Annotated in this window: 24 protein-coding genes; 10 read left to right on the plus strand and 14 right to left on the minus strand. The window is 64.3% G+C overall.

Annotated features, from left to right (window positions below; translation table 11 throughout):
* The first annotated feature begins 1 nt into the window (after position 1).
* The 3 genes from JN302_RS27710 (at position 2) to JN302_RS27720 (ending at position 3,603) form a co-directional block, all read left to right on the plus strand.
* A complete protein-coding gene (locus JN302_RS27710; RefSeq protein WP_244845962.1) occupies positions 2-598 on the plus strand; it encodes a helix-turn-helix domain-containing protein in 597 nt (198 codons plus the stop codon).
* A gap of 67 nt (positions 599-665) precedes the next feature.
* Complete coding sequence (locus tag JN302_RS27715) at positions 666-1,619, plus strand: DUF5996 family protein (protein WP_202329855.1); 954 nt, start codon at positions 666-668, stop codon at positions 1,617-1,619.
* Between the two features lie 232 nt (positions 1,620-1,851).
* The gene (locus JN302_RS27720) at positions 1,852-3,603 is read left to right on the plus strand and encodes a tetratricopeptide repeat protein (RefSeq protein ID WP_202329856.1); all 1,752 of its coding nucleotides are present in this window, start codon (positions 1,852-1,854) and stop codon (positions 3,601-3,603) included.
* A gap of 265 nt (positions 3,604-3,868) precedes the next feature.
* On the opposite strand, the gene JN302_RS27725 is transcribed toward JN302_RS27720, so the two are convergent.
* From JN302_RS27725 to JN302_RS27755, 7 genes are all read right to left on the minus strand, one after another.
* Complete coding sequence (locus tag JN302_RS27725) at positions 3,869-4,414, minus strand: DUF2076 domain-containing protein (RefSeq protein WP_202329857.1); 546 nt, start codon at positions 4,412-4,414, stop codon at positions 3,869-3,871.
* A gap of 29 nt (positions 4,415-4,443) precedes the next feature.
* The gene (locus JN302_RS27730) at positions 4,444-5,160 is read right to left on the minus strand and encodes a Bax inhibitor-1/YccA family protein (protein ID WP_202329858.1); all 717 of its coding nucleotides are present in this window, start codon (positions 5,158-5,160) and stop codon (positions 4,444-4,446) included.
* 26 nt (positions 5,161-5,186) lie between these two features.
* Entirely contained in the window at positions 5,187-5,960 is a 774-nt protein-coding gene (locus JN302_RS27735) for an anti-sigma factor family protein (protein WP_202329859.1), read from the minus strand.
* The gene (locus JN302_RS27740; RefSeq protein ID WP_202329860.1) at positions 5,953-6,486 is read right to left on the minus strand and encodes a sigma-70 family RNA polymerase sigma factor; all 534 of its coding nucleotides are present in this window, start codon (positions 6,484-6,486) and stop codon (positions 5,953-5,955) included. The genes JN302_RS27735 and JN302_RS27740 overlap by 8 nt, the downstream gene beginning before the upstream one ends.
* A gap of 163 nt (positions 6,487-6,649) precedes the next feature.
* Entirely contained in the window at positions 6,650-7,267 is a 618-nt protein-coding gene (locus JN302_RS27745; RefSeq protein ID WP_202329861.1) for a hypothetical protein, read from the minus strand.
* 16 nt (positions 7,268-7,283) lie between these two features.
* Positions 7,284-7,733, minus strand: a complete 450-nt coding sequence (locus tag JN302_RS27750) for a DNA polymerase III subunit chi (protein WP_202329862.1) — start codon at positions 7,731-7,733, stop codon at positions 7,284-7,286.
* A 35-nt stretch (positions 7,734-7,768) separates the two neighbouring features.
* Complete coding sequence (locus JN302_RS27755; protein ID WP_202329863.1) at positions 7,769-9,259, minus strand: leucyl aminopeptidase; 1,491 nt, start codon at positions 9,257-9,259, stop codon at positions 7,769-7,771.
* Positions 9,260-9,423: 164 nt separating this feature from the next.
* On the opposite strand from JN302_RS27755, the gene JN302_RS27760 reads away from it, so the two are divergent.
* The 7 genes from JN302_RS27760 to rsmA all read left to right on the plus strand — a co-directional run bounded on the left by JN302_RS27760 (position 9,424) and on the right by rsmA (position 18,021).
* A complete protein-coding gene (locus JN302_RS27760) occupies positions 9,424-10,209 on the plus strand; it encodes a phosphatase PAP2 family protein (RefSeq protein ID WP_202329864.1) in 786 nt (261 codons plus the stop codon).
* A 209-nt stretch (positions 10,210-10,418) separates the two neighbouring features.
* Positions 10,419-11,621 (plus strand): LPS export ABC transporter permease LptF, encoded by a 1,203-nt coding sequence (gene lptF / locus JN302_RS27765; protein WP_202329865.1) that lies wholly within the window; start codon positions 10,419-10,421, stop codon positions 11,619-11,621.
* Between the two features lies 1 nt (position 11,622).
* Positions 11,623-12,705, plus strand: a complete 1,083-nt coding sequence (lptG, locus tag JN302_RS27770; protein ID WP_202307342.1) for an LPS export ABC transporter permease LptG — start codon at positions 11,623-11,625, stop codon at positions 12,703-12,705.
* Positions 12,705-15,119: an LPS-assembly protein LptD gene (locus JN302_RS27775; RefSeq protein ID WP_446720681.1), complete on the plus strand. Its 2,415-nt coding sequence runs from the start codon at positions 12,705-12,707 to the stop codon at positions 15,117-15,119. The genes lptG and JN302_RS27775 overlap by 1 nt, the downstream gene beginning before the upstream one ends.
* Positions 15,120-15,216: 97 nt before the next feature.
* Positions 15,217-16,155 (plus strand): peptidylprolyl isomerase, encoded by a 939-nt coding sequence (locus JN302_RS27780; protein ID WP_202307344.1) that lies wholly within the window; start codon positions 15,217-15,219, stop codon positions 16,153-16,155.
* 19 nt (positions 16,156-16,174) lie between these two features.
* Positions 16,175-17,200, plus strand: a complete 1,026-nt coding sequence (pdxA, locus tag JN302_RS27785) for a 4-hydroxythreonine-4-phosphate dehydrogenase PdxA (RefSeq protein WP_202329867.1) — start codon at positions 16,175-16,177, stop codon at positions 17,198-17,200.
* Positions 17,197-18,021, plus strand: coding sequence for a 16S rRNA (adenine(1518)-N(6)/adenine(1519)-N(6))-dimethyltransferase RsmA (gene rsmA / locus JN302_RS27790; protein WP_202307348.1), 825 nt, complete (start codon positions 17,197-17,199; stop codon positions 18,019-18,021). The genes pdxA and rsmA overlap by 4 nt, the downstream gene beginning before the upstream one ends.
* 63 nt (positions 18,022-18,084) lie before the next feature.
* Here the strand turns inward: rsmA and gmk are convergent, their stop codons facing one another.
* The 7 genes from gmk to fabD all read right to left on the minus strand — a co-directional run bounded on the left by gmk (position 18,085) and on the right by fabD (position 24,440).
* Positions 18,085-18,741 (minus strand): guanylate kinase, encoded by a 657-nt coding sequence (gene gmk, locus JN302_RS27795; protein WP_244845964.1) that lies wholly within the window; start codon positions 18,739-18,741, stop codon positions 18,085-18,087.
* A gap of 3 nt (positions 18,742-18,744) precedes the next feature.
* Positions 18,745-19,632, minus strand: coding sequence for a YicC/YloC family endoribonuclease (locus JN302_RS27800; protein WP_202329868.1), 888 nt, complete (start codon positions 19,630-19,632; stop codon positions 18,745-18,747).
* Between the two features lie 62 nt (positions 19,633-19,694).
* Positions 19,695-20,873: an endolytic transglycosylase MltG gene (gene mltG, locus JN302_RS27805; RefSeq protein WP_202329869.1), complete on the minus strand. Its 1,179-nt coding sequence runs from the start codon at positions 20,871-20,873 to the stop codon at positions 19,695-19,697.
* A gap of 96 nt (positions 20,874-20,969) precedes the next feature.
* On the minus strand, positions 20,970-22,232 hold the full coding sequence (fabF, locus tag JN302_RS27810) for a beta-ketoacyl-ACP synthase II (RefSeq protein ID WP_202329870.1): 1,263 nt from the start codon (positions 22,230-22,232) through the stop codon (positions 20,970-20,972).
* Between the two features lie 40 nt (positions 22,233-22,272).
* Positions 22,273-22,509 (minus strand): acyl carrier protein, encoded by a 237-nt coding sequence (locus JN302_RS27815; protein WP_018427111.1) that lies wholly within the window; start codon positions 22,507-22,509, stop codon positions 22,273-22,275.
* 190 nt (positions 22,510-22,699) lie between these two features.
* On the minus strand, positions 22,700-23,437 hold the full coding sequence (fabG, locus tag JN302_RS27820) for a 3-oxoacyl-[acyl-carrier-protein] reductase (protein WP_202329871.1): 738 nt from the start codon (positions 23,435-23,437) through the stop codon (positions 22,700-22,702).
* Positions 23,438-23,498: 61 nt separating this feature from the next.
* Positions 23,499-24,440 carry an ACP S-malonyltransferase gene (gene fabD / locus JN302_RS27825; protein ID WP_202307358.1) on the minus strand — a complete coding sequence of 314 codons (942 nt, stop codon included), beginning with the start codon at positions 24,438-24,440 and terminating at the stop codon, positions 23,499-23,501.
* Between the last annotated feature and the right edge of the window lie 55 nt (positions 24,441-24,495).

Consider the following 24,495-nt stretch of genomic DNA (forward strand, 5'->3'; position numbering starts at 1 on the left):
CATGCATGGCGGCCCGTCTTACCCATCCGTTGCCGTCCTGATGTGGGCGGTGCGGCGCACGCGCATGCTGCGCCGGATGAAGCAGAGCCACCTCGCCGAATTGCTGGGCGTTGGCCAATCGTCGCTCTCCAAATGGGAAAGCGGCAGGCATAGGCCGCCGCATGATGCGCTCGATGCGCTGGCGCACTTCGCCGCGGCCGTGCCCGATGAAGCCTCGGGAGCGATCCTGAAGCGACTGGTCGAGCAATCCGGCCGAGCGATCCATCTCGTCTGCGACACGACGCATCGACTGCTTGCGGCCTCGCCGGCGCGGCGCGCTGAATGGCATCTGCCCGAGGACGGTATCGGCGAGCCGATGTGGAGATACGCCACGCCGGAGATCCGCCGTGCCGAGCAGCAGCTCGGCGCGCTCGGCTGGTTCGAACGCGGCAACGTCGCCGTGTTCTTCAAAACCAGCGGACAGCCCGGCCCGCTGGTCTCGATCCGGCCCGGCACCGTCCTGTGGGAGAGATTGCCGGTTGGCGGTTCCGGCTGCGGTCGCCTGGTGACGACGCTCGATCCGACCGAGGCTCCACCCGACAATGCGAGGGCTATCTAGCGGCGCCGACTGATCAACAAGCGTCTCCTGGACGCCCGACCTGCTTCCGACGCGAAAGGAGTGAACCATGCCGCGTCCCAGCGACCCGAACCGGTGGCCTGACCTGCCCTATGCCGCATGGAAGGAAACACGTGACACGCTGCATTTGTGGACCCAGATCGTCGGCAAGATCCGGCTGAAATATGAACCCTGGCTGAACCATTCCTGGCATGTGCCGCTCTATGTGACGGCGCGCGGCCTGACGACGTCGCCCATCCCCGGAGGCGCGCGCGCCTTCCAGATCGATTTCGACTTTATCGACCATCTGCTGTGGGTGCGCACGAGCGACGGCCACCTTCGCCAGATCATACTGGCACCGAAACCCGTGGCCGACTTCTACGACGAGGTGGGAATCGCCCTTGCCGAACTCGGGCTCGACATGGACATCACGACGATACCGTCCGAGATTCCCGACGGCATTCCGTTCGATCAGGATCGAACGCACGCTTCCTACGATCCCGATCATGCCAATCGCTTCTGGCGCATTCTGCTTTCCACCCACGAGGTCCTTTCGCGCTTCCGCACCGGCTTTCTCGGCAAGGTGAGCCCGGTGCATTTCTTCTGGGGAAGCTTCGATCTGGCCGTGACCCGTTTTTCGGGCAGGACGGCCCCGCTCCATCCCGGCGGGGTGCCCAATCTCCCCGATGCAGTGGCCCGCGAAGCTTATTCCCACGAAGTTTCCAGCGCCGGTTTCTGGCCGGGCAGCAGCGGCCCGGTGGAGTATGCGGCGTTCTATTCCTATGCCTATCCGACGCCGGACGGCTTTGCGGCGGCGAGCGTCCGGCCGGCAGCCGCGTTCTTCTCCAAGGAGCTCGGCGAATTCATCCTTCCTTATGACGCGGTGCGCACGGCAACGGATCCTGATCAGAGCCTGATGGAATTTCTCGAAAGCACCTACGAAGCCGCGGCAAATCTCGGTAGTTGGGATCGGATCGGCCTGGAATGCGGGTTGGGTGCGCCAGGGCGGCCGAGGCTCGTTTAGTGCTCCCGGAGCTGTAGCACTGACCGACAATCCTGGGCGGTTTTCGGAAGCGCGATGCGTGAGGAATGGGAAGACCGTGACCCGGCGCGGCCATGCCCGCAGCAGCGATGACCCAGCGGTCGCGCTGAATCGTCAATTGATTTGCCAAGAAAGCCTTTCGGGAAGATCATTGGATTTGGGCAGTCGTAAGCAATAGAGACCTGCTGTCGCGCAAGCATGCAAGGAGGCTTACATGAGACTGTATAATATACTTCAAGTTGCAGGATTGCCGACGCTTGTTTTCGCCGGATTCGGGGTTGGTGCAGCCGTTGCGGATTTTGGTGTCACCGAAGTTCCCGAGGCCATCGCCGCGGCTCCCCATTGCATGGCTGCCAACCTTCCCTCCCAGGGCTTGTCGCCTGAGGCGATCAAGGCCTACGAGGGAGCCGACCCGCCGCTGTGGAACGATCTCGGTTCTCTGACATATCCGATCAGCACCAAGAACAGCGAGGCGCAGAGCTATTTCCAGCAAGGGCTCAGGCAGACCGCCAATTTCAATCACGCGGAAGCCAGGCGCGCTTTCGGCAAGGCGCAACGCCTGGATCCGAGCTGCGCCATGTGCTTCCTCGGTGAGGCGCTCGTGCTTGGCCCGAACGTCAACGTGCCGATGGACCCGGCCGCGAATGCGCCGGCGATCGCTGCGCTCAAGAAAGCGCAGGCGCTCGCGTCCGGAGCGAGCGAGAAGGAAAGGGAACTGATCGAAGCGGTGGCGACGCGATATTCGGAGGATCCGGCCGCAGAACGCCCCAAACTCGACGCGTCCTTCGCTGACGCCATGGCTGCCCTTTCGGACAAATATCCGGACGATCTCGAACTGGCGGTGCTGGCAGCCGAAGCGGCAATGGATACCCAGCCGTGGGACTATTGGGAACCGGGCGGCAAGGAGCCCAAAGGCCGTACCGCTGATGTCCAGAAGCGGCTGGAAGGCGTGCTCGCCAAGGCTCCCGACCACCCCTGGGCGATTCATCTCTACATTCATCTCGTTGAAGCCTCGGACCGGCCCGAACGCGCCGAGCCTTATGCCGATCGGCTTGCAGCGCTCATGCCTGGCGCCGGACACATCGTCCATATGCCCAGCCACATCTATTATCGTATCGGGCGCTATGCCGATTCACTCGAGGCCAACAAGGCAGCCTCCAAGGCGGACGAGACATACATTGCTGAGACAGGCGCAGTCGGCGTCTATCCGATCGGGTATTATTCGCACAACGTGCATTTCGTCCTGGTCTCGGCGCAGCTTCTCGGCGACGCCGAGACCGTGCTCGCCGAAGCCGACAAACTCGACAAGTGGCTGAGCAACGACGTCGCGACAGCGGTGCCCATTGCGCAGCCTGTGAAGGCAGCCCCGTATTTCGCACGGGCGCAATATGCCGACCCGGACACGGTTCTGGCCATGCCCGACCCGCCCGGCGCGCCGCCCTATGTGAAGGCGATGTGGCACTATGCCAGAGGGACGGCATTCGCGGCCAAGAAGGACGTGGCCGGCGCACGCACCGAGGCCGATGCCATTCACCGCATCGCCCAGGAGACGGACTGGTCGGTCCTTGACGCCTGGGCTGTCCCCGCTCGCCCGGTTCTGGAGGTGGCCGAAGACGTGGTCCGCGCTCGCGCTTCGCAGGCAGAGGGCAAAGACAACGATGCGATCGGCCACTGGCGGAAGGCTGCCGAAGCCGAAGACACCATCCCCTATATGGAGCCGCCCTTCTGGTATTATCCGGTGAGGCAGTCTCTCGGTGCAGCGCTCCTCAAGACCGGCAAGCCCGATGAGGCACAGAAGGAATTCGAGGCCGCGCTTGAACACGTCCGAGGCAGCGCCTGGGCGCTCTACGGCCTCCAGCAGACGGCCAAGGCGAGAGGAGATGCGGCAGGTGCAAGCAAAGCCACCGAGGAGTTCGAGAAGGCCTGGCGCGGCGATCCCGGCCTGCTCACGCTCGATCGCCTGTGAGGCAATCCTGTCGAATGCCGCTCCGGTGCTGAATGCCGAGACGACGGTCGATCAGCCGGAGGCGGCATCGCGGCTCGTTGGGGCCCAAGCCGCGGCCTTGGGCCGAAGAGCAATGCCGTAGCTCCGGAGTGTCGGAACGTTCTTTTGCGCGCCCAATGGATGCGAGAGAAGATACCCGGCTAGGCCTGTGCGAGTCGCGTCTGCCGGGTTTCAGGCTGTCAAGATAGTGCGAGGATGGCTCACCCTCGCACCGGTTCCGTGGCGATCAGAACTCCATGTCGCCGAAGCCGCCGTCGTCAGCGCCGGCATCATCGGCTCCAGCATCCTCCTCGGCGGCCTGAGCTTCGTTTCCACCGAACATGCCGGCAATGGCGTTGCCCAGAAGCACGCCGCCGGCAACGCCCATCGCGGTCTGGGCAGCGCCGGCAAGGAAACCGCCGCCACGCGCGGGCTGCGCCGGAGGCGCGGCATATTGCCCACCGAAGGCGGGACCGCCGCCCCCGACGCGCGGCACGGAGCCCGAACGCGCCGGTCGGCGACCGTCACCGAACAGCCCGGAGAATAGCCCGCCGGAGGATTGCGGCACACGCGCTGCCTCGGCCTCCAGTTCCGCGATCCTTGCCTGAGCGGCTTCGAGCGCCTGCTCCTGCACCACAATGGTCTGGGCCATGTAGTAAGGCGCGCCGGGCTGCTGAGCGATCTGGCCGCGGATGAAATCTTCCGCCTGGGGGTCGCGCGAAGGCGACTGGCGCTCGACGGCTGCTAGCTTGCCGAAGAGGCTCTCGATTGCGTGCTGGTCGTTCCTGTCCATGGTGCGTTGCTTTCCTTTGCTCGTCAGTACTATTCGCGCTCGCCGGTGAAGTGGAGCAGCAGCTGGAAGATGTTGATGAAATTCAGATAGAGCGAGAAGGCTCCGAAGACCGCAAGCTTCTGCCGGGAGTCGGAGTCGAAATTCTCCGCATACTGTTCCTTGATCGTCTGTGTGTCCCAGGCGGTCAGGCCCAGGAATACGAAGATGCCGAGCACCGAAATGGCGAACTGCAAAGCCGAAGAGCCCAGGAAGATGTTGACCAGGCTGGCGATCACCACTCCGATCAGGCCCATGATCAGGAAGGACGAGAAGCGGGTGAGGTCCGACCTGGTCGTGTAGCCGTAGAGGCTGGTGGCGCCGAACATCGTGGCCGCGATGAAGAAGGTTCGTGCGATCGAGGTGCCGGTGAAAACCAGGAACACCGAAGCGAGCGAGAGCCCCATGACAGCGCAGAAAGCCCAGAACATCATCTGCGCGCCGGATGCCGTCATCGTCTGGATGCGGAAGGAAAACAGGAAAACGAAAGCGAGCGGAGCCAGCATCACCACCCATTTGAGCGGCGTGGAGAAGATCGGCACATAGAGCGCCGGGACCGAGGCGACGGTGAATGCCACGACGCCCGTCAGCACCAGGCCGAGCGCCATATAGTTGTAGACGCGCAGCATATGCTGCCGCAGGCCCTCGTCGAAGAGCGCGTCGCTGCGCGCACCAAAGCCCGCGCGATAGCCGTAGTCGGGAGTGTTCATCCAGGGTCTCCTGTCGGATGGTCGGTTCAGTGGAGTGTATCGAAAAGCCGCTTGGCCGCGCGTTCCAGCTTGTGCGGATCGCCCGTCGCCACCAGGGCGTAGGCGACCTCGCCGATCTGGAAATAGGCGGCCCAGGCCTCGCCTGCCGGCACCAAGGTGGGCCGCACGACGTCGAAGCTTCCGGGACGTACGGCGAAGAGCGAAACCGGCCCGAACTGCCTTGTACCCACGGCCATCTCGACGCTCGGTCCGAAGCGGGACGGGTAGATCTGCACGTCGCGCACGTCCCAGTCGCCGGGCAGATCCGGCATGACGATCGCCGTGGCCGAACGGATCTCGACCGGATCGTAGTCCGTCACTTCCGGCTGGGAGCTCATGGAGGCGCGCAGCACCGAGGTGCCGTGCGCGCGTATGGCGTCCTCGACATAGGCAGGTGGCGGCATCGAAGCGACCACCTCCGTGACGGCGATCGGCAATGCAATCTCATGGGCGAGCCAGCCGGCAGCGACGAAGGCGAGCACGGCAGCAGCGCGCTGCAACGCGCCGAAGAGACGGCGGCGCGACAGGCCCCGCTCCAGCCGACGCGCCGCCTCGGCTGTCGCCGGGCGCGGCATACCGCGCACGCCCGCAAGCGCGACGCGCAATTCATCGCGCGTCCTCAGGTCCGCCATCACCCGTGCCGCCGTCTCGGGGCGGACAGACAGGAACGCTTCAACCTCGATGCGGCGGGTGACGTCGAGTTGATCGTCGACATAGGCATCGAGATCGGCATCGGTGACGGGATCGAGAACGTCACTCATCGCTGCCTCTGACAACCCTGAGGTGCCTGACCCTGGCCGGCGAAGTTTCCTCCAACTCGCGCAAGGCGGCGCGCGCCCGGCCGATGCGCGACATCAACGTCCCGAGCGGAATGGCGAGAGCTTCGGCCGCCTCCTGGTAGGAAAGTCCTTCGATCGCGACGAGATGCAGCGCCGCGCGCTGCTCTTCGCTGAGCCCTAGAAAAGCTTCGCGAAGCTGGGTGAGACGAAGCGAATGCTCCTGGGGCGCGTCGAGGAAAGCGTCGGCCAGTTCGCCGGCCCGTTCGATGCGGATGGCTTCGGCCCGTCGGCTGCGTTTGCCGTCGACGAAGGTGTTGTGCAGGATCGACAGCAGCCAGGCGCGAAGATTGCCGCCGTGGCGAAAGCTGGCGCGTCGCTCATAGGCGCGCACCAGCGCATCCTGCACCAGGTCTTCCGCGTCGGCGCTGTCACGCGTCAGCGAGCGGGCATAGCGCCGCAGCGCCCCTAACTGGCCGAGCACGTCGAAGGCTGACTTCCCGAGTTTCATGGCCCGTATACGGAACTGCGGGCGCGCCTAATCCCCGGGTGCGTAGATTCTTCTGGCGGCCTCGTGATGCCGCGCAGTTGTGGACTTGCAGCACGGGTTTCATCGTCCGGACGCGGATACGATTTGCCGCACACCGAATCGAGCCTACGCGGGCGTCGCCCTTTCAGGAGCGGCCGCCCGCTCCCCTGCCCCAGCGCGACCGCGGCGGCTGCGAATTGGGGTTCGGTGGATGACCGCCGCGGCGCAGCGCCAGCACGAAACCGATGAAGCCTATGCCCATGAGGGCAAAGCCGAGAGGTTGCGCACGTTCGTCGTAGCTTGCGGCGCCGGCGCGCAGAATGAGATCGACCGACTTCATTTCGATGCCCTCGGCATCTCCGGGGCCGACCGTGAAGACATAGGGCCCGTCGCTCGCGTCGGAAATGACACCGCCGTCGTCGCGGTAGACCCGCTCGCCGCTCTGCGGACTGTCGGCGCGCGGAGCCGCATCGACGAAGTTAAGGGTTTCGGCGAGCACGGTCCTGCCACCTGTCGCCGCCGTGATGGTCAGCACGGTGCGCTCGTTGGTCAGGCGTGGCGCTCCGATCGACGTCATGTCGACCAGCACCCGGACCGGCACGTCTGCCGCCGAGAGCTTCGTCTCGATCGGATGGAAACCGGAACCGCGCTCGTACACGCGCCACGAGCCGATCTCCTTTCCGGAGAAATTCTGGATGACGAAGGGGTATCCGATGCCAAGGACGGCACCAGCCAGGAGCATCAGGAGAAAGAAGAAGCGCATCGGGAACTCATCTTCATCAAGCCTTCCGCTCCCAGCGGCGGTCCGGCGTCTGCTGCCAGTAGGTAACGGCATGACCCGCAGCCTTCATGGCCTTCCACTGCTCGCGTGCGCCTTCGAGCTGCATGGCGTCGTGGCCGTCAAACATGAAGACGGCGCGGGCGTAGGATGTCAGGTCGGGCGGCGATGCACCGTCGACCAGGAAGCGTATCTCCGCATTGTTGCCGTTGGCCATGCCGGTGGTGAGCAGGATCGGCTGGTCGGCCTGATGCGGCTCGCGGTCTGTGGCATGCGCAAGGAAGGACTCGTCGCGGTAGGTCCAAAGAAGCGTGTCGAGCGCGTCGCGCCGCTCCTCGGTCCCGGTCTGGACCACAACCTTCCAGCCGCGCTGGACGCTGCGTTCCAGCAATCCCGGCAACGCTTCCTCCAATCTGGACTCCGTCAGATGATAAAACAGGACTTCCGCCATAGCCCTCTGAACCCGCCTCTATCGCCGTCCAAGGATCATCCCTCGTAGTAATCCCGGACCAGCCGGTCCAGCAGCCGGACTCCGAAGCCGGACGCCCAGGACTGGTTGATCTCGTTTGCCGGCGAGCCCATGGCCGTGCCGGCTATGTCGAGATGCGCCCAGGGCGTGTCCTTGACGAAACGCTGCAGGAATTGCGCCGCGATGATCGCGCCGCCGAAGCGGCCACCGATGTTCTTCATGTCGGCGTTCTTGGAATCGATCAGCTTGTCGTAATCGGGACCGAGCGGCATCCGCCACACGCGCTCCTGCGTCGACTGGCCGACCATGAACAGCCGCGCCGCCAGCTCGTCATTGTTGGAGAACAGCCCCGCATGATGGTTTCCGAGCGCCACCATGATCGCGCCGGTGAGCGTCGCCAGATCGATCATGAATTTCGGCTGGAAGCGGTCGTTGCAGTACCACAAGACATCGCAGAGCACGAGCCGCCCCTCGGCATCCGTGTTCAGCACCTCGACGGTCTGTCCGGACATCGAGGTGACGATGTCGCCCGGGCGCTGGGCATTGCCGTCGACATTGTTCTCGACGCAGCCGATGATGCCCACGGCATTCACCTTGGCCTTGCGGGCGGCAAGGGCATGCATGATCCCGGTGACGACCGCCGCGCCGCCCATGTCGCCTTTCATGTCCTCCATGCCTGCCGCGGGTTTCATCGAATTGCCGCCGGTGTCGAAGGTCACGCCCTTGCCGACAAACGCGATCGGCTTGTCCTTGGCCTTGCCCCCGTTCCACTCCATCACGACGAGCCGGGGCGGCCGTGCGGAGCCCTGCGCCACGCCCATGAGCGCGCCCATGCCGAGCTTCCTGATCTCCTTTTCCGTGAGCACCTCGACCTTGACGCCGAGCTTCTCCAATTCCTTGGCGCGCGTGGCGAACTCGACCGGTCCCAGGGCGTTGGCCGGTTCGTTGACCAGGTCGCGTGCGAGCAGCACCCCGCCTGTCGCAGCCTCGGCCGCGGCAAAGGCCTTCCGGGCGCCGGCAGGATCGGCGCAATGGATGGTGATCTTCACCTGACGCGGCGGCGTCTTCTCGCCATTCTCGTCCTTGCGTGTCTTGTACTTGTCGAAGACATAGGCCCGCAGCAGCATGCCGGCCGCCGCATTGGCGGCATCGCCGGCACCGACCTTGGTTTCCGGGACGTCGAGAATCACGGCGACCTCCGTCGGCTTGCGCAATGCCCCGAGAATCGAACCGCCGATCCGGAGCCACCCATATTCGGTCAGGGCCGAGACCTTGCCGACGCCAACGACGACGACGCGCTCATAGGGCGTGCCCGTCGGGGTGAGCACGTCCGTGCTCGTTCCCATCTTGCCGGTGAAATCCGCAACCGTCAGGGCGCGATCGAGCACCTTGGCGGGATCGCAAGCCTTTGCGGTCTCGCTCATTCCCGCCTCCTCCGCCGACAACAGGACGACGACGCCCTTTTTCGGGGTCGCGAGTTTGGCGAAGCTGATCGTCGGCGATGTCATCGGGAATCCTGGCTGAGAATGGGCGCGTGGAAAACGACCTTTGGCGGTTTTGCTCGCTTTGGCAAGGCCGCCGGCCGCATGAAAGGCACACCGGCGCGGCTTTTGGCCTTCACCGTCATTTGGCGGTTGACGAGGCATTGCGCTAGTGGAATGAGCCGCGTCCTATGAGACAGCGCACCCACGGCAAGGTCAGGATGAAACCGGCGAGCGATCTGCCGGATCTGTCCCCTTTTTCGGAAGTCACGACAGCCTTGCTTCTGACCGTAGCGCTGCTGGCGGCGCTCCTCGCATTCCATTTCTTTCCTGGCGTCGACCGCGCCGCCGCCGCCCTGTTCTTCGATGAGACCGCCTGCGGCTCGGCGAAAGGCGCCGGCTCCGTCTGCGGTTTCTTCCCAGCAGGCGAAATGGCTCCAATGAGGGCGCTGCGGCAATTCCTTCAACATCTTCCCGCGGCCTGCGCAGCGGGATTGGCCGCGGCCGCCCTGACGCGACTGCGCATGGGCGAGGAATTCTGGGGACCGTGGGCGCTGCGGGTCGGCGCAGTGTTCTGGACCTACGTGCTGTCTGTCGGCTTGATCGTCAACGGCATCTTCAAGGAACTCTGGGGGCGCCCGCGGCCGGTCCAGACCGACATCTTCGGCGGGCCGCTCCCCTTCGTGCCCGCGGGCGAGATCTCGGCCTATTGCCAGTCCAACTGCTCGTTCATCTCCGGCGAGGCGGCAGCCTCTGCCTGGCTGATCTGCCTGGTGGCGCTGCTGCCGCGTCAATATGCCGGTCTCAGACCCTTCGCCTTCGCCGTGGCCGCTTTCGTTGCCGTGCTGACGTCGGGGCTGCGGATGTCGTTCGGCGGCCACTATCTTTCCGACGTGGTTCTCGCGAGCCTCGCCACGCTGGTCGTCTTCTCTCTGCTGGCCGTCGCGGCTGTCCGGTTCCCACGCACGCAATCGTGAGCTTCCAGGCGCGAAGGCGATCTGTTAAGGCTTTGTTTACCTAGCCTATTGGCGCTTTGTTAGCCAATGTCGCTCAACTATCGCGCCGGCTCGGAGAACACGGTGCCCGATCGCAAGGATTTGGCGCAACCTATTGAAACACGCAGGCGGATCGTTCCAGCTTGCCAACGGTGCGCCGGGCGGCGCAGGCACATGGAATAGCCCTGCGGATGAAGATCCTCGAACGCTACATCCTACGCCGGACGTTCGTGGTTGCGCTCGCAGCCCTGTTCTGGACGCTGGCCGTGGTGTGGACGGTCCAGGCCCTGTCGCGAATCAACCTCGTCACCGACAGCGGGCAATCCGCCTTGGCCTTCTTCCATCTGGCGACGCTGGTGCTGCCTTCGATCATCCCGGTCGTGCTGCCCTTCGCCGTGGCGATCGGCATCAGCCAGACGCTGACGATGATGAACAGCGATTCGGAACTGGCCGTGATCAGCGCGGCCGGCAGTTCGAGGATGACCACCATCCGGCCGGCCCTGGTCCTTGCCCTCGGGGCCTGCCTGACCTCCTTCTTCGTGCAGAATGTCATCGACCCCGGCGCGCGGCTCGGCGTACGCACGCTGCTCGCCCAGGCAAGCGCCGACCTTCTTTCGACCGTCATCACCGAAGGCACGTTCCGCAAGGTCAGCGACGGCCTCTATGTGCAGGTCGGCGAACGCCTGCCCGACGGACGGCTCGGCGGCATCTTCGTCGCCGACTCCCGGCAAAAGGATGTCGATCTCGCCTATTATGCCAAGGAAGGCGCACTGACGAACCGCAATGGTCGCGCAATGTTGGTGATGAATGACGGAGTCGTTCATCGCAAGACGCCGGCAGGAGAAGTTTCGGTGATCCGCTTCACCTCCTACGTGTTCGACCTGTCGGTGTTCACTTCGGCCAGCCAGCACCTGGTCATCTACGCGAAGGACCGGTCGCTCGCCTATCTGGCCGATCCCGACCCGAACGATCCGTTCTTCAAGGCTAATCCGCAGGAGTTCAACTCGATCTTCCACCAGCGGCTGACCGAATGGCTCTATCCTCTTGTTTTCGCGCTGATCGCGCTGGCGGTGGCCGGCGACGCCCGCTCGCATCGCGAGGCACGCGTCCACCCGATGATCACGGCGCTCACCATTGCGCTGATCGTCCGCTGGATCAGCTTCTTCGCTGCCGGTAAAGCGGAGACCGACGCCAACTATGTGCCGCTGCTCTACGTCATTCCGCTCGTCGCGGCGGGACTTTCCGTGTGGTGCCTGGCCACCAACAGGCCGATGGAACTCCCTGTCAACTGGACCGATCGCGCGGCCACCCTTTTGCGCCAGGTCGGAGAACGCCTGACCGTCCTCAGACTGCGGCTGTTCGGCGCCTCGTCTCCCGGCGGAGGCTCGGCCTGACATGGGTTGGACGCTGAGCCGCTACTTCTTCCTCCGCTACGTCGTCATCACGTCGTGGTTCTTTATCGGCATTTCGGCGCTGGTATTCATCATCGACTTCACCGAACTGTCGTCCCGCACCTCGGATATTCCCGGCTTCTCGGCCGGCCTGGCGCTTTCCGTGTCGGCGATGCGCGTTCCCATGGTGATGCAGCAGACCGTTCCGTTCATCGCGCTGTTCGCCGCGATGGCGACCCTGGTTTCGCTCAACCGCAAATATGAGCTCGTGGTCGCACGATCGGTCGGCGTGTCCGCCTGGCAGTTCCTCCGGCCCGCCTGCTTCGGCGCGCTGCTGCTCGGTCTGCTGACGGTCGGCGTAATGAACCCGATCGCCGCCGCCGGCTATTCGCGCGCCGAGGAGATCGAGGCTTCCTACCGCTCCGGCAACGGGGCCGCCGTCGCGGCGTCCGCTCCATGGATAAGGCAAACGACCAGGGCCGGAGACACGATCATCGGGGCGCGCAGCGTCCTCAACCAGGGCCTGGAACTGGTCGACGCCGTGTTCTTCCGCATCGACAATGCCGACAATATCGCTGAGCGGCTGGACGCTCGCAGCGCCTATTTGCGCAACGGCCACTGGGAGTTGCACGACGTCTCGCGCATGGTCGAGGGTTCGCTGCCGCAGAAGATCGAATCACTCGAGGTGGAAACGAATCTGCGCCCTGAATTCGTGCAGGAGCGGCTCGCCAGGCCCGACACGATTCCCTTCTTCGAACTGCCCGCCAAGATAGAGGTCGCCCGGTCTTTCGGGCTCAAGGCCAATGCCTTCGCCATGCAGTTCCACTCGCTCGTGGCGCTGCCGCTGCTGCTTGTGGCGATGACGCTTATCGCCGCCACCGTCTCGATGCGCTTCGCGCGTCTGGGACAATCCGCAACGATGATTTTGGGTGGCATCGTTGCCGGCTTTCTGCTTTATGTTAGCTCGGTTTTGGTGAAAGCGTTCGGCACGGCGGGATTCGTCCCACCGGCAATCGCAGCATGGCTGCCGGTTGTCGTGGCAATGTTCTTCGGGGTGACGTTTCTGCTGTACAAGGAGGACGGTTAGTGGCGGTCGCGCTAACTGAGGGGTCTAAGCTCGTCCGTCTGAAGCGCCTTCTCGGTGCAACGGCTCTGGCGTGCCTGTTTGCTTGCGGCGCGCTGCCCCAGGCCCATGCTCAATCTCTGGATCTCGAACGCGACGTCTCGCCGAATGCGCAGATGCTGCTCGAGGCCGATACGCTGGTCTATGACAACGACAAACGCACGGTGACGGCAGTCGGCGGCGTCCAGATCGACTATGACGGCAACAGGCTCGTTGCCCAGCGCGTCACCTATCACCGCGATTCCAATCGCCTCGTGGCGAGCGGGGCCGTCCAGATCATCGAAAAGGACGGCAACAAGATCTATTCCGACGAGATCGATATCACCGACGACTTCCGCGACGGTTTCGTCAACGCGCTGCGAGTGGAGACGCCGGACAAGACCTATTTCGCGGCCGAAAGCGCCGACCGCGAGGGCGGCGTGGTCACGACCTTCAACAATGGCGTCTACACGGCTTGCGAACCCTGCGAGGAAAAGCCCGACCGGGCGCCGGTCTGGCGCATCAAGGCGCGCAAGATCATCTGGGACGGCAAGGCCAAGACGGTCCGCTTCGAGCAGTCGCGTTTCGAGATGTTCGGCTTCCCGATCGCCTACCTGCCGGCTTTCGAGGTCGCCGACCCGACGGTGAAGCGCAAGACCGGCTTCCTGATCCCCGGGGTAACCTACAAGAGCGAACTCGGTATCGGCGCGATCGTGCCCTTCTATGTCGCGCTCTCGCCGACTTACGATCTTACCCTGCAGGGTCGGTACTATTCCCGTCAGGGCTTTCTGGGCCAGGCCGAATGGCGCCAGCGCTTCAACAACGGCCAGTACAACCTCAAGATCGCCGGTATCCGCCAGGGCGATCCTGATGCCTTCGACCTCAATACGGTCGACCGCGGTACGGTAGCCGACCCCACCCGTTTCCGAGGCATGGCCGCGTCGAAGGGCGACTTCGTCATCAACGAGCGCTGGACGGCCGGCTGGGACATCATGGTCCAGACGGACAAGAATTTTTCCAGGACCTACAGCATCGGGGGCTACACCGCCCTCGTGAACGCCTCGCAGGTGTATCTCACGGGCCTGGGCGACAGGAACTTCTTCGATCTGCGCGGCTATCGCTTCCAGGTGCAGGAGAGTATTCAGGATCGTTTCCCCTCGGCACGCAATCCTCAGCAGCCCTGGGTGCTGCCAAGCTTCGACTACTCCTTCACGAATGATGATCCGGTCGCGGGCGGCGAGTTCAATCTCGACATCAATTCCCGACTGATCTACCGCGACAAGCTCGATGAGGCGTTCCGCTTTGAAACCGTGGACGGTGTCCGCCAGAAGCAAGTCACTGCGGTGCGCGGCATCGAGGGCACCAGCGGGCGGGTCACGGCGGACGCCGAGTGGAAGCGAAGCTTCGTCAGCGACGGAGGGCTCGTGGTCACCCCGCTGCTCGCCTTCCAGGCCGATTCGACATTTGTGAACCAGACCGCCGCTTCGGTCGCGGCCATCAACGCCATGGCTGCCAACCCGCAAATCGACGCGACGGCGGATGTGCGTTCGGCCTATTATCGCTATATGGCGACGGCCGGGCTCGACCTGCGCTGGCCGGTTCTTTTCTCGTCGACTTCCTCGACACACGTGCTGGAGCCTGTCGCTCAGATTTTTGCCCGCCCGAACGAGCAATACGAGGAGACGCTGGGTATCCCCAACGAGGATGCCCAGAGCTTCGTCTTCGACGCCACGACTCTGTTCGAGCGCGACAAGTTCTCCGGCTATGATCACGTCGAAGGCGGCACCCGTGCCAATGTCGGATTCCGCTATTCGGGCACTTTCGGCGGCGGCTGGACGACCAATGCGATCGTCGGTCAGTCCTATCACATCGCCGGCGAGAACTCCTTCGACAGCCCCGATCTCGTGAATGTCGGCGCCTATTCCGGCCTCGAAACGGAACGGTCGGACTATGTCGGACTGGTCGGGTTCGCTACTCCCTTCGGCCTGTCGGCTTCGGCGAGCACCCGTCTCGACGAACAGACGCTCGAAGTTCGCCGCGCCGAGCTCAGGGCCGGTCTGAGCACCAAGAGGGGATCGCTGACGGCAAAATATGCCTTCATCCAGGCCCAGCCGCTCTACGGCTTCCCCACGGACCGCAAGGAGGTCACGCTGGCCGCGAGTGCACGGTTGCATGAATATTGGCGCGTCTTCGGATCGGGCACTTACGACTTCGAGGCGAACATGACGACGCGCGATTCGTTCGGTTTCGCTTACGACGACGAGTGTTTCTCCTATTCGATGACCTTCTCGGAACTCCGGAGCACCGACAGGAGAGAAACCTCTCAGACGGTGGGATTCAACATCTCGTTCCGCACGATCGGCGACTTCGGATCGAGTTCTCTCGGCTCGATCCAATGACGCGTCATCGTTTCGCCGCATAGGGCGGCGAGAAATTGCTGCTTTCAGCACGCCCGGCCTCGGGCTCATGGGCGTGCCGTAAACGGGGACAACTATCATGACCGCGATCAGAAAGCGCCTCGCCGCATCCGGAATCGCTTTCCTGTTGGCCATGGCCACGGCTCCTGTTGCCCTGGACGTCGACGTTGCCTATGCCAGCGAGATCAAATATGTCGTGAACAACGTGCCTATCACGTCCTACGACATCCAGCGGCGGGTAGCCTTCTTCAAGCTGCAGCGTCGGTCCGGCGGCGCCAAGGAGGCGGCCGACGACTTGATCGAGCAGGCGATCCGCACTTCGGAAACCAAGCGCCTGGGGATCAGGATCACCGACCAGCAGGTCGACGACGCCTATGGCCGCTTCGCAGCCCAGAACAAGATGCAGCCGGCCCAAATGGACCAGATCCTCAACCAGACGGGCGTGACCAAGGCGCATTTCAAGGATTTCATCCGCTCGCAGATGGGCTGGAGCCAGGTACTGCAGGCGAAGTATCGGGCATCCGGCACGCTCAGCGAACAGGATGTGGTGCAACGCATGCTGCAGAAAGGCGGCAACAAGCCCAAAGCCACGGAATACATGCTCCAGCAGGTCGTCTTCGTGGTGCCGGCTGCGGACCGCAAGGCGTTGCTCGGCAAGCGCAAGCGCGAGGCCGACGCCATGCGCTCACGGTTCTCCGGCTGCGACAAGACCCGCGAATTCGCCAAGGGCCTGGTCGACGTCACCGTGCGCGACCTGGGCCGCGTGCTTGCACCCGAACTGCCGCCGGCATGGGCCGATGCGATCAAGAGCACGCAAACCGGCGCGGCCACCCCGGCCCGGGAAACAGAGCGCGGCGTCGAGTTCATCGGCATCTGCAGCGCCAAGGAGGTCTCCGACGACCGCGTCGCGCAGATGGTCTTCCAGAACGAAGCGACCAAGCAGGGCGGCGAAGCCGAGGACTTCTCGAAAAAATATATGGAAGAACTGCGCAAGAAGGCCAAGATCGTCCAACGCTGATCAATGACGCGCAGCCCAATTGTCCGAGAATATCCCGCTTCCGCTTGCGCTTACGGCTGGTGATCCTTCCGGTATCGGCCTGGAGATCGCTGTCGCCGCCTGGCTCGGCCGCCAGGCGCTCGACCTTCCGCCTTTCTATCTGATCGGAGATCCCGAGCTTCTCGCCGCCCGCGCGAAAGCGCTCGGTCGAGACGTGCCGGTCGCGACCGTCACGCCGGGCGAATCGGCCGAGGTGTTCGCGCAGGCTTTTCCGATCGCGCCGCTGCCGTCGCGCTTCACGGATACGATTGGCGTCGCCGATCCAGCCAATGCCGCGGGGATCGTCGGTTCGATCGACCGTGCGGTCGCCGATGTCTTTGCCGGAAAGGCCTCCGGGGTGGTCACCTTGCCGATCGCCAAAAAGTCTCTCTACGATGCCGGCTTCGCATTCCCCGGCCATACGGAGTATCTTGCCGAACTTGCGTCCCGGCAGACGGGGCGTCAGGTCCAGCCGGTCATGATGCTCGCCGGCCCCGAACTGCGGGCGGTACCGGTAACCATACACATTCCCCTCGCCGAGGTTCCGACGGTCCTCACGACCGAGCTGATCGTCTCGACCGGCCGGATTGTCGCGAACGATCTGCGGAACCGTTTCGCGATAGCGCGACCACGCCTCGTGCTGGCCGGATTGAACCCGCATGCCGGCGAACAGGGCGCGATCGGTACCGAGGACGAGACGATCGTGCGGCCGGCCGTCGAGGCGCTGCGCGCCGAAGGCATCGACGCGGTCGGGCCGCGGCCCGCCGACACCATGTTCCACGCCGCGGCCCGCAAGCGCTACGACGCGGCCCTGTGCATGTATCACGACCAGGCCCTCATCCCTGCCAAGGCGCTAGGCTTCGACGACACGGTCAATGTCACGCTCGGACTTCCATTCGTTCGCACCTCGCCTGACCATGGGACCGCCCTGGACATCGCCGGCCGTGGCATCGCGCGCCCGGACAGCCTGATCGCCGCGCTGAAGCTCGCGGCCCGGCTCGGCACCGGCAGGACCAGCCCTGCATGAGCATCGACGGGCTGCCGCCGCTCCGCGACGTGATCGAACGCCATGGGCTCGCGGCGAAGAAGTCGCTCGGCCAGAACTTCCTGCTCGACTTGAACCTCACCGGCAAGATCGCACGCGCGGCCGGCAATCTCGAAGCCACGACCGTGGTCGAGGTGGGCCCCGGCCCCGGCGGACTCACCCGGGCCCTTCTCATGCATGGCGCCGCGCGCGTCGTAGCGATCGAACGCGACGATCGATGCCTCGCCGCTCTGGCGGAGATCGCCGGCCACTATCCCGGTCGCCTCGACATTGTCGCCGACGACGCGCTGAAGATCGATTTCGCCGCACTCGCGGACGGCCAGCCGCTCAAGATCGTTGCCAACCTCCCCTACAATATCGGCACGGAGCTCCTGGTACGCTGGCTGACCGTTCCTGTCTGGCCGCCCTTCTACACATCCATGACCCTGATGTTCCAACGCGAAGTCGCCGAACGCATCGTCGCCGCACCGGGCAGCGGCGCCTATGGCCGGTTGGGTGTTCTGGCCGGCTGGAGGACGGAAGCGAGAATCGTTTTCGACGTGCCGCGCCAGGCATTCGTGCCGCCGCCAAAGATCACATCGTCGGTCGTGCACCTCGTGCCCCGGGCAGAGCCGGTGCGGACCGATGTCCTCAAGCTTGGCCGGGTCACCGAAGCGGCCTTCGGCCAGCGCCGCAAAATGCTGCGCCAGAGCCTGAAGAGCGTCGGCGGGGAAAGGCTCCTCGAAGCGACCGGCATCGACGGCACCCGGCGGGCCGAGACGCTGAGCGTCGCCGAATTCGTGGCACTCGCAAACGCGCTGTAGGGCGGTCGCGCGGCCCCGCTGGCGTCACCAACGAAGCCGCAATCACGATCTCGCTTGTCCGGCCTATTCCGGCTTCTCGTCCAGCAGCGCCGAGACGAAGTCGAACAGGCCGGGCCTGCGGTCGCGGCGCAACCGCTCCGCCGTCACGATCGCTCTTACTTCCGCAAACGCCCGGTCGAGATCATGATTGATCACGACGTAGTCATATTCGCGCCAATGCTCGATCTCGACCTTGGCGTTCTTCAGGCGCGTGTCGATGGTGGATGCGGAATCCTCGGCACGGCGCTGCAGCCTGGACTTCAGCTCGGTCATCGACGGCGGCAGGATGAAGATCGAGACGATGTCGCCGCGCATCTTTTCCTTGAGCTGCTTGGCGCCTTGCCAGTCTATGTCGAACAGCATGTCACGGCCGTCCGCCATCGCCCTTTCGGCAGGCTCGCGCGGTGTCGCGTAGAAATTGCCGTGCACTTCCGCCCACTCCAGCAAGGCGTCGTTGTCGCGCAGCATTTCGAATTCGCGCCTGCTGCGGAAATGATAATGCACGCCGTCGATCTCGCTGCCGCGGCGCGGCCGCGTGGTCACGCTCACCGAAAGTTCGAAACCCGGGTCGCTCTCGATGAGGCTGCGGGCGATAGTCGACTTCCCCGCGCCCGACGGCGAGGAAAGCACAAGCATCAAGCCGCGCCGCTTGATCGCCTGCGATGGTCGCTCCTCGGCCATCCCTTACTCCAGATTCTGCACTTGCTCGCGAAACTGGTCGACGACGGCCTTCAATTCGAGGCCGATTGCCGTGACCGGCGCCGCATTGGACTTCGAGCAAAGCGTATTCGATTCGCGATTGAATTCCTGCGACAGGAAATCGAGCTTGCGGCCGATGGCGCCGCCGTCGGCGAGCAGGTTGCGACCGGAGGCGACATGGGTCTTCAGCCTGTCGATCTCCTCGCGAATGTCGGCCTTGGTGGCGAGGAAAGCCGCCTCCATATGGAGCCTGGTCTCGTCGAGACCCGTGCCCGGTTCCATCAGCAGCCGAACCTGCTCGGCGATACGCGCGCGGATCACGGCAGGATCGCGGGACGGATCGGCCTCCGCTGCGAGCGTCAATGCTTCGATGCGATCGAGATGGGCGCCGAGCACGAGACCGAGCGCCGTTCCTTCCGCCAGGCGTGCCTTTTCGAGGCCGGCCAGAGCCTCGTCCAAAACGCAGAGGATCGACTTGTCGAGGCGCGCCCGCTCCTCCTCGCTCTCCAGCGCTTCCGGCATTTCGAGCACGCCGCGCAGGGCGAGCAGCCCGTCGGCCGTGGCCGGAGCGACACCGAACTGCTCCTCCAACCTCTTCGCGAGGCCCGCCAGGTCCTTCAGGAAATCCTCGTTGACAACGGGCTGCACAGCAAGGCCGTCGCGCTGCACGGCCAGGCTCGCCTGGATGTTGCCGCGGGAGAAGCGCTTCTGGATCGCCTGGCGGGTGGCCTGCTCCAGCCGCTCGAAGCCGGGCGGCAGCCTCAGCCGGGCGTCGACGCCCTTGCCGTTCACCGACTTGATTTCCCAGGCGATCGCCGCGCCGTCGTGATCTGCGCCGGCACGCGCGAAGCCGGTCATACTCTGCAAACTCATCGCCCTTGCCCGTCCAGTCGCGGCATCAGGCGGGATCCGGATCGGATCATTCCCGCGTCCCGCTATTGTTGGTTGGTCGACTGGGAGGCGCCACCGGCCTTCGCCGCCTCTTCCGCCTGCTTCTTTTCCACCGCGCGCCAGCGGGCGACATTCTTGTTGTGCTCTTCGAGCGTCGTGGCGAAGACATGGCCGCCCGTGCCGTCAGCGACGAAATAGAGATCGTCCGTCTTGGACGGATTGGCGACCGCCTCGAGCGCCGCCCGGCCGGGATTGGCGATCGGCGTCGGCGGCAGGCCGTTGATAAGATAGGTGTTGTAGGGCGTCGGCTTGTCGATGTCGGACTGGAAGATCGGACGGTCCGCCGGCTTGCCCCTGCCGCCGAACAGGCCGTAGATGATCGTCGGGTCCGACTGGAGCCGCATTCCCTTGTTGAGCCGATTGATGAACACCGAGGCCACGCGGGATCGCTCGTCGGCCCGGCCAGTCTCCTTCTCCACGATCGAGGCGAGCGTGACGAACTCTTCGATGGAGGCGATCGGCAGATCGTCGGAACGACGCTCCCAGATGCTCTCCACCAGATTCCTCTGGTCGGCGAGCATCTTGTCGATGATCTGCTGGCGGCTCGTGCCGCGTGTGAAGCGCTGGGTGTCGGCGGCAAGCGTGCCCTCGGCCGGCATCGTCGAAGGCATGTCGCCGGTGAGGGCTTCCTGCTCGGCGATACGCTGGAACGCCTGCTCGACGGTCAGGCCCTCCGGTATGGTCAGCGAATAGAGCACCGACTTGCCGCTCTTCAGGAGTTCCATGATGTCGCGCATGGAGGCGCCGGCCTTAACCTCGTACTCGCCCGCCTTCATCTTGCCTTCATTGCCATAGGCGCGAAGGCCGAGCTGGAAGATGCGCGCGTCGGAGATCAGGCCGCGGCGCTGGAGCTGGTCGGCGATCTCCTGGACCCCGGTATTCGGCTTGACCAGGAACGTGCTGACGGTCTGCGTGGGCCCGGCAGCGTCGAAGGCGCGCTTGCCGAAATAGACGGCGATGCCGGCGGCCAGCGTGACCAGCACGACCGTCGACATCAGGAAATTGAGGAAGACCACGAACTGGTTGCGCGACTGGCGCGAACGCCGCGGCGGCGGCGTCCCGGCCTCTGGCCTCAACGCGTCGCTGGCGCTCTTCGGTACGATCGGTTTCGCTTGCGTCTCGCGCTGCGCGAGTTCGGCTTCGCTCGGAGGGTTCGTGTTCATCTCGCCTCGGTCCGTACTCGTCGATCCTGGAATCGCGCCGAGACTAGATGCGAATATGGCGAAATTCGCGGCAAACCGCTCGTCGGAACGTTCGGGTCAGCCATTGTAGCGCTGGAAGATCAGCGAAGCGTTGGTGCCGCCGAAACCGAAGGAGTTGGACAGAGCGACATCGATCCGCCGCTCGCGCGGCTTGTTAGGGACGAGATCGATCGCCGTATCGCGCTCCGGATTGTCGAGATTGATCGTCGGCGGCGCGACATTGTCGCGGATGGCGAGGATCGAGAAGATCGCCTCGGCCGCACCGGCCGCGCCGAGCAGATGCCCGATCGACGATTTCGTCGACGACATGGAGATCTTCGAGGCCGCATTGCCGACAAGGCGCTCGACAGCGCCGAGCTCGATCGTGTCGGCCATCGTCGAGGTGCCATGCGCGTTGATGTAGTCGATGTCGGACGGTGCAAGCTTGGCGCGCTTCAGAGCGGAATTCATGCAACGGAACGCGCCGTCGCCATCTTCGGCAGGGGCCGTGATGTGATAGGCGTCGCCGGAAAGGCCGTAGCCGGTAAACTCGGCGTAGATCTTCGCGCCACGCGCCTTGGCATGCTCGAGTTCCTCGAGCACCACGACGCCGGCGCCCTCGCCCATCACGAATCCGTCGCGATCTTTGTCGTAGGGGCGCGACGCCGTCTCGGGGCTGTCGTTGCGGTCGGTGGAGAGCGCCTTGCAGGCAGCGAAGCCCGCCAGCGCAAGCCGCCCGATCGGAGATTCGGCGCCGCCGGCCAGCATCACGTCGGCGTCGCCGAACATGATCAGCCTGGCCGCATCGCCGATCGCATGGGCGCCGGTCGAGCAGGCGGTGACGACGGCGTGATTCGGGCCCTTCAGTCCATGGCGGATCGACACCTGACCCGACACCAGATTGATGATGTTACCGGGAATGAAGAAGGGACTGATGCGGCGTGGGCCGCGTTCCTTCAGAATGAGCGCGTTTTCCGAGATACCCTCGATGCCGCCGATGCCCGAACCGATCATGACGCCCGTGGCGCAACGTTCGTCCTCGGTTTTCGGCTGCCAGCCGGAATCCTTCAGCGCCTCGTCAGCGGCCGCGATGCCATAGAGGATGAAATCGCCGATTTTCCGCAGTTCCTTCGGCTCGAGCACGGCCTCGGGATTGAAGCTGTGATCACTGCCGTCGCCACGCGGAATGACATTGGCGATCTTGCAGGCGAGATCTTCGACCTCGAATTCGGTGATGCGGCGGGCAGCACTGCGCCCGCTGAGCAATTGCCGCCAGGAATGCTCGGCCCCGTAGCCGAACGGGGAGAGCAAACCCAGGCCCGTGACGACGACGCGTCTCATGGCTCAACTCTCCCCACGCAATACGGCATGATCGGTGGCGTCAGGCGGACGCCTTGTCGATGTACTTGACGGCATCGCCCACCGTCAGGATTGTCTCGGCCGCATCGTCCGGGATCTCGACACCGAACTCTTCCTCGAAGGCCATCACGAGCTCGACCGTGTCCAGGCTGTCTGCGCCGAGATCGTCGATGAAGCTTGCCGCCTCGGTGACCTTGTCGGCATCGACGCCAAGATGCTCGACAACGATCTTCTTGACGCGTTCTGCGGTATCGCTCATGTGGGCACCCTCGTCTTCTGAGATTATCTGTCTTCGTTAGCGGCCCGATTGCCGCTAATCAAGCTGAAAAGATGTTCCGTCCGGAACGGGACAGCGGAGCAGGTTCTTGCGTCCTCCCCCGCCGGATCGGAGGCCGCATTACACGAAAAATCGCGGCTGTCCAAGGTGAAAACGGCTCGATTCCGGCATCTCAGATCATCGCCATGCCGCCATTCACATGAATCGTCTGGCCAGTGACGTAAGAGGCTTCGTTGGAGGCGAGATATACGACCGCGGAGGCGACCTCGCCGCCGACGCCCATACGCTTCATGGGGATCGCCCCCATGATCGCTTCCTTCTGCTTGTCGTTCAGCTTGCCGGTCATGGCTGATTCGATGAAGCCCGGGGCGACGCAGTTGACCGTAATGGCGCGGCTGGCGATTTCCTGGGCGAGCGACTTCGAAAAGCCGATCATGCCGGCTTTCGATGCGCAATAGTTTGCCTGGCCCGGATTGCCGGTGACGCCGACGACGGAGCTGATGTTGACGATGCGGCCGAACCGACGCCGCATCATCGGATGCGTGAGCTCGCGCGTCAGCCGGAAAACGGCCGTCAGGTTGACCTCCAGAACCTGGTCCCAATCCTCGTCGGACATGCGCACGAAGAGGCCGTCCCTGGTGATGCCGGCATTGTTGACCAGTATGTCGACGCCATCGAGATCGGCTTCAGCCTTCTGACCGAGCGCCTTGACCTCGTCGCGTTGGGACAGGTCGGCAGGGAAGATCTTCACCCGCTTGCCAAGCTCGTTCGCCAGGGTCTCGAGCTTCTCCACCCGCGTCCCGTGCAGGCCGACCACGGCACCTTGCGCGTGGAGGGCGCGGGCAACGGACTCGCCGATGCCTCCGGAAGCCCCGGTAACGAGCGCCTTGCGGCCAGTCAGATCGAACATTGCCTTTACTCCCCTGAAGACCGGAGCACTCCCTCGGCGAGGGACATGTCGAGGATTATCATTACACCAGCGTTGCGAGCGCGGCTTCCACATCGGTGGAATTGCCCACGGCCGAAGTGGCAATTTCCTTGTCGATGCGCCGCGCCAGGCCCGACAGAACCTTGCCGGACCCGATCTCATACAGGGTCTTCACGCCATTTGCGCCGAACCATTCGACGGTTTCGCGCCAGCGCACCCGGCCGGTAACCTGCTCGACCAGGCTCGCGGCGATCGCGTCCGGATCGGTGAGCGTCCGTACCGCCACGTTTGCCACGACGGGAACGGCCGGCGCGTTCTTGACGACCTTGGCGAGCGCTTCGCGCATGGCCTCGGCGGCCGGCGCCATCAGGGCGGAATGGAACGGGGCGGAAACGGGCAGCATCAGTGCGCGCTTGGCTCCTTTTTCCGTGCACAGGCGCGCAGCGAGCTCTACCGCGGTCCTGGCGCCCGAAATCACCAGTTGCCCGCCGCCATTGTCGTTGGCGATCTGGCAGACCGAGTCGCGGGAGGCTTCCGCGCAGGCGGCCTCGACACCGGCCTGGTCGAGACCGAGGATCGCAGCCATTGCGCCTTCGCCGACCGGCACTGCCGCCTGCATGGCGTTGCCGCGGATTCGCAACAGGCGCGCCGTGTCGGCGATCGAGAACGTCCCGGCGGCCGCAAGCGCAGAATATTCGCCGAGCGAATGGCCGGCCACATAGGCGACCTTGTCTTTGAGGGAGAAACCGCGCGCTTCAAGCGCACGCAATGCGGCCAGCGACACCGCCATCAGGGCCGGCTGGGCATTCGCGGTCAGGGTAAGGGTCTCTTCCGGCCCTTCCCACATGATCGCGGAGAGCTTCTGGCCCAGCGCATCGTCGACCTCCTCGAAGACGGCTCGGGCTTCCGGGAACGAATCCGCCAGATCCCTGCCCATGCCGACGGACTGGCTGCCTTGCCCCGGGAAGGTGAAAGCGATCGACATATGAGAGCGTTTCTCCAACTTTTCTTCGGCTGCGTGTGGAGCAAGGATGGGCGCG

Source organism: Mesorhizobium sp. L-8-3 (assembly GCF_016756615.1).
Taxonomy (GTDB): domain Bacteria; phylum Pseudomonadota; class Alphaproteobacteria; order Rhizobiales; family Rhizobiaceae.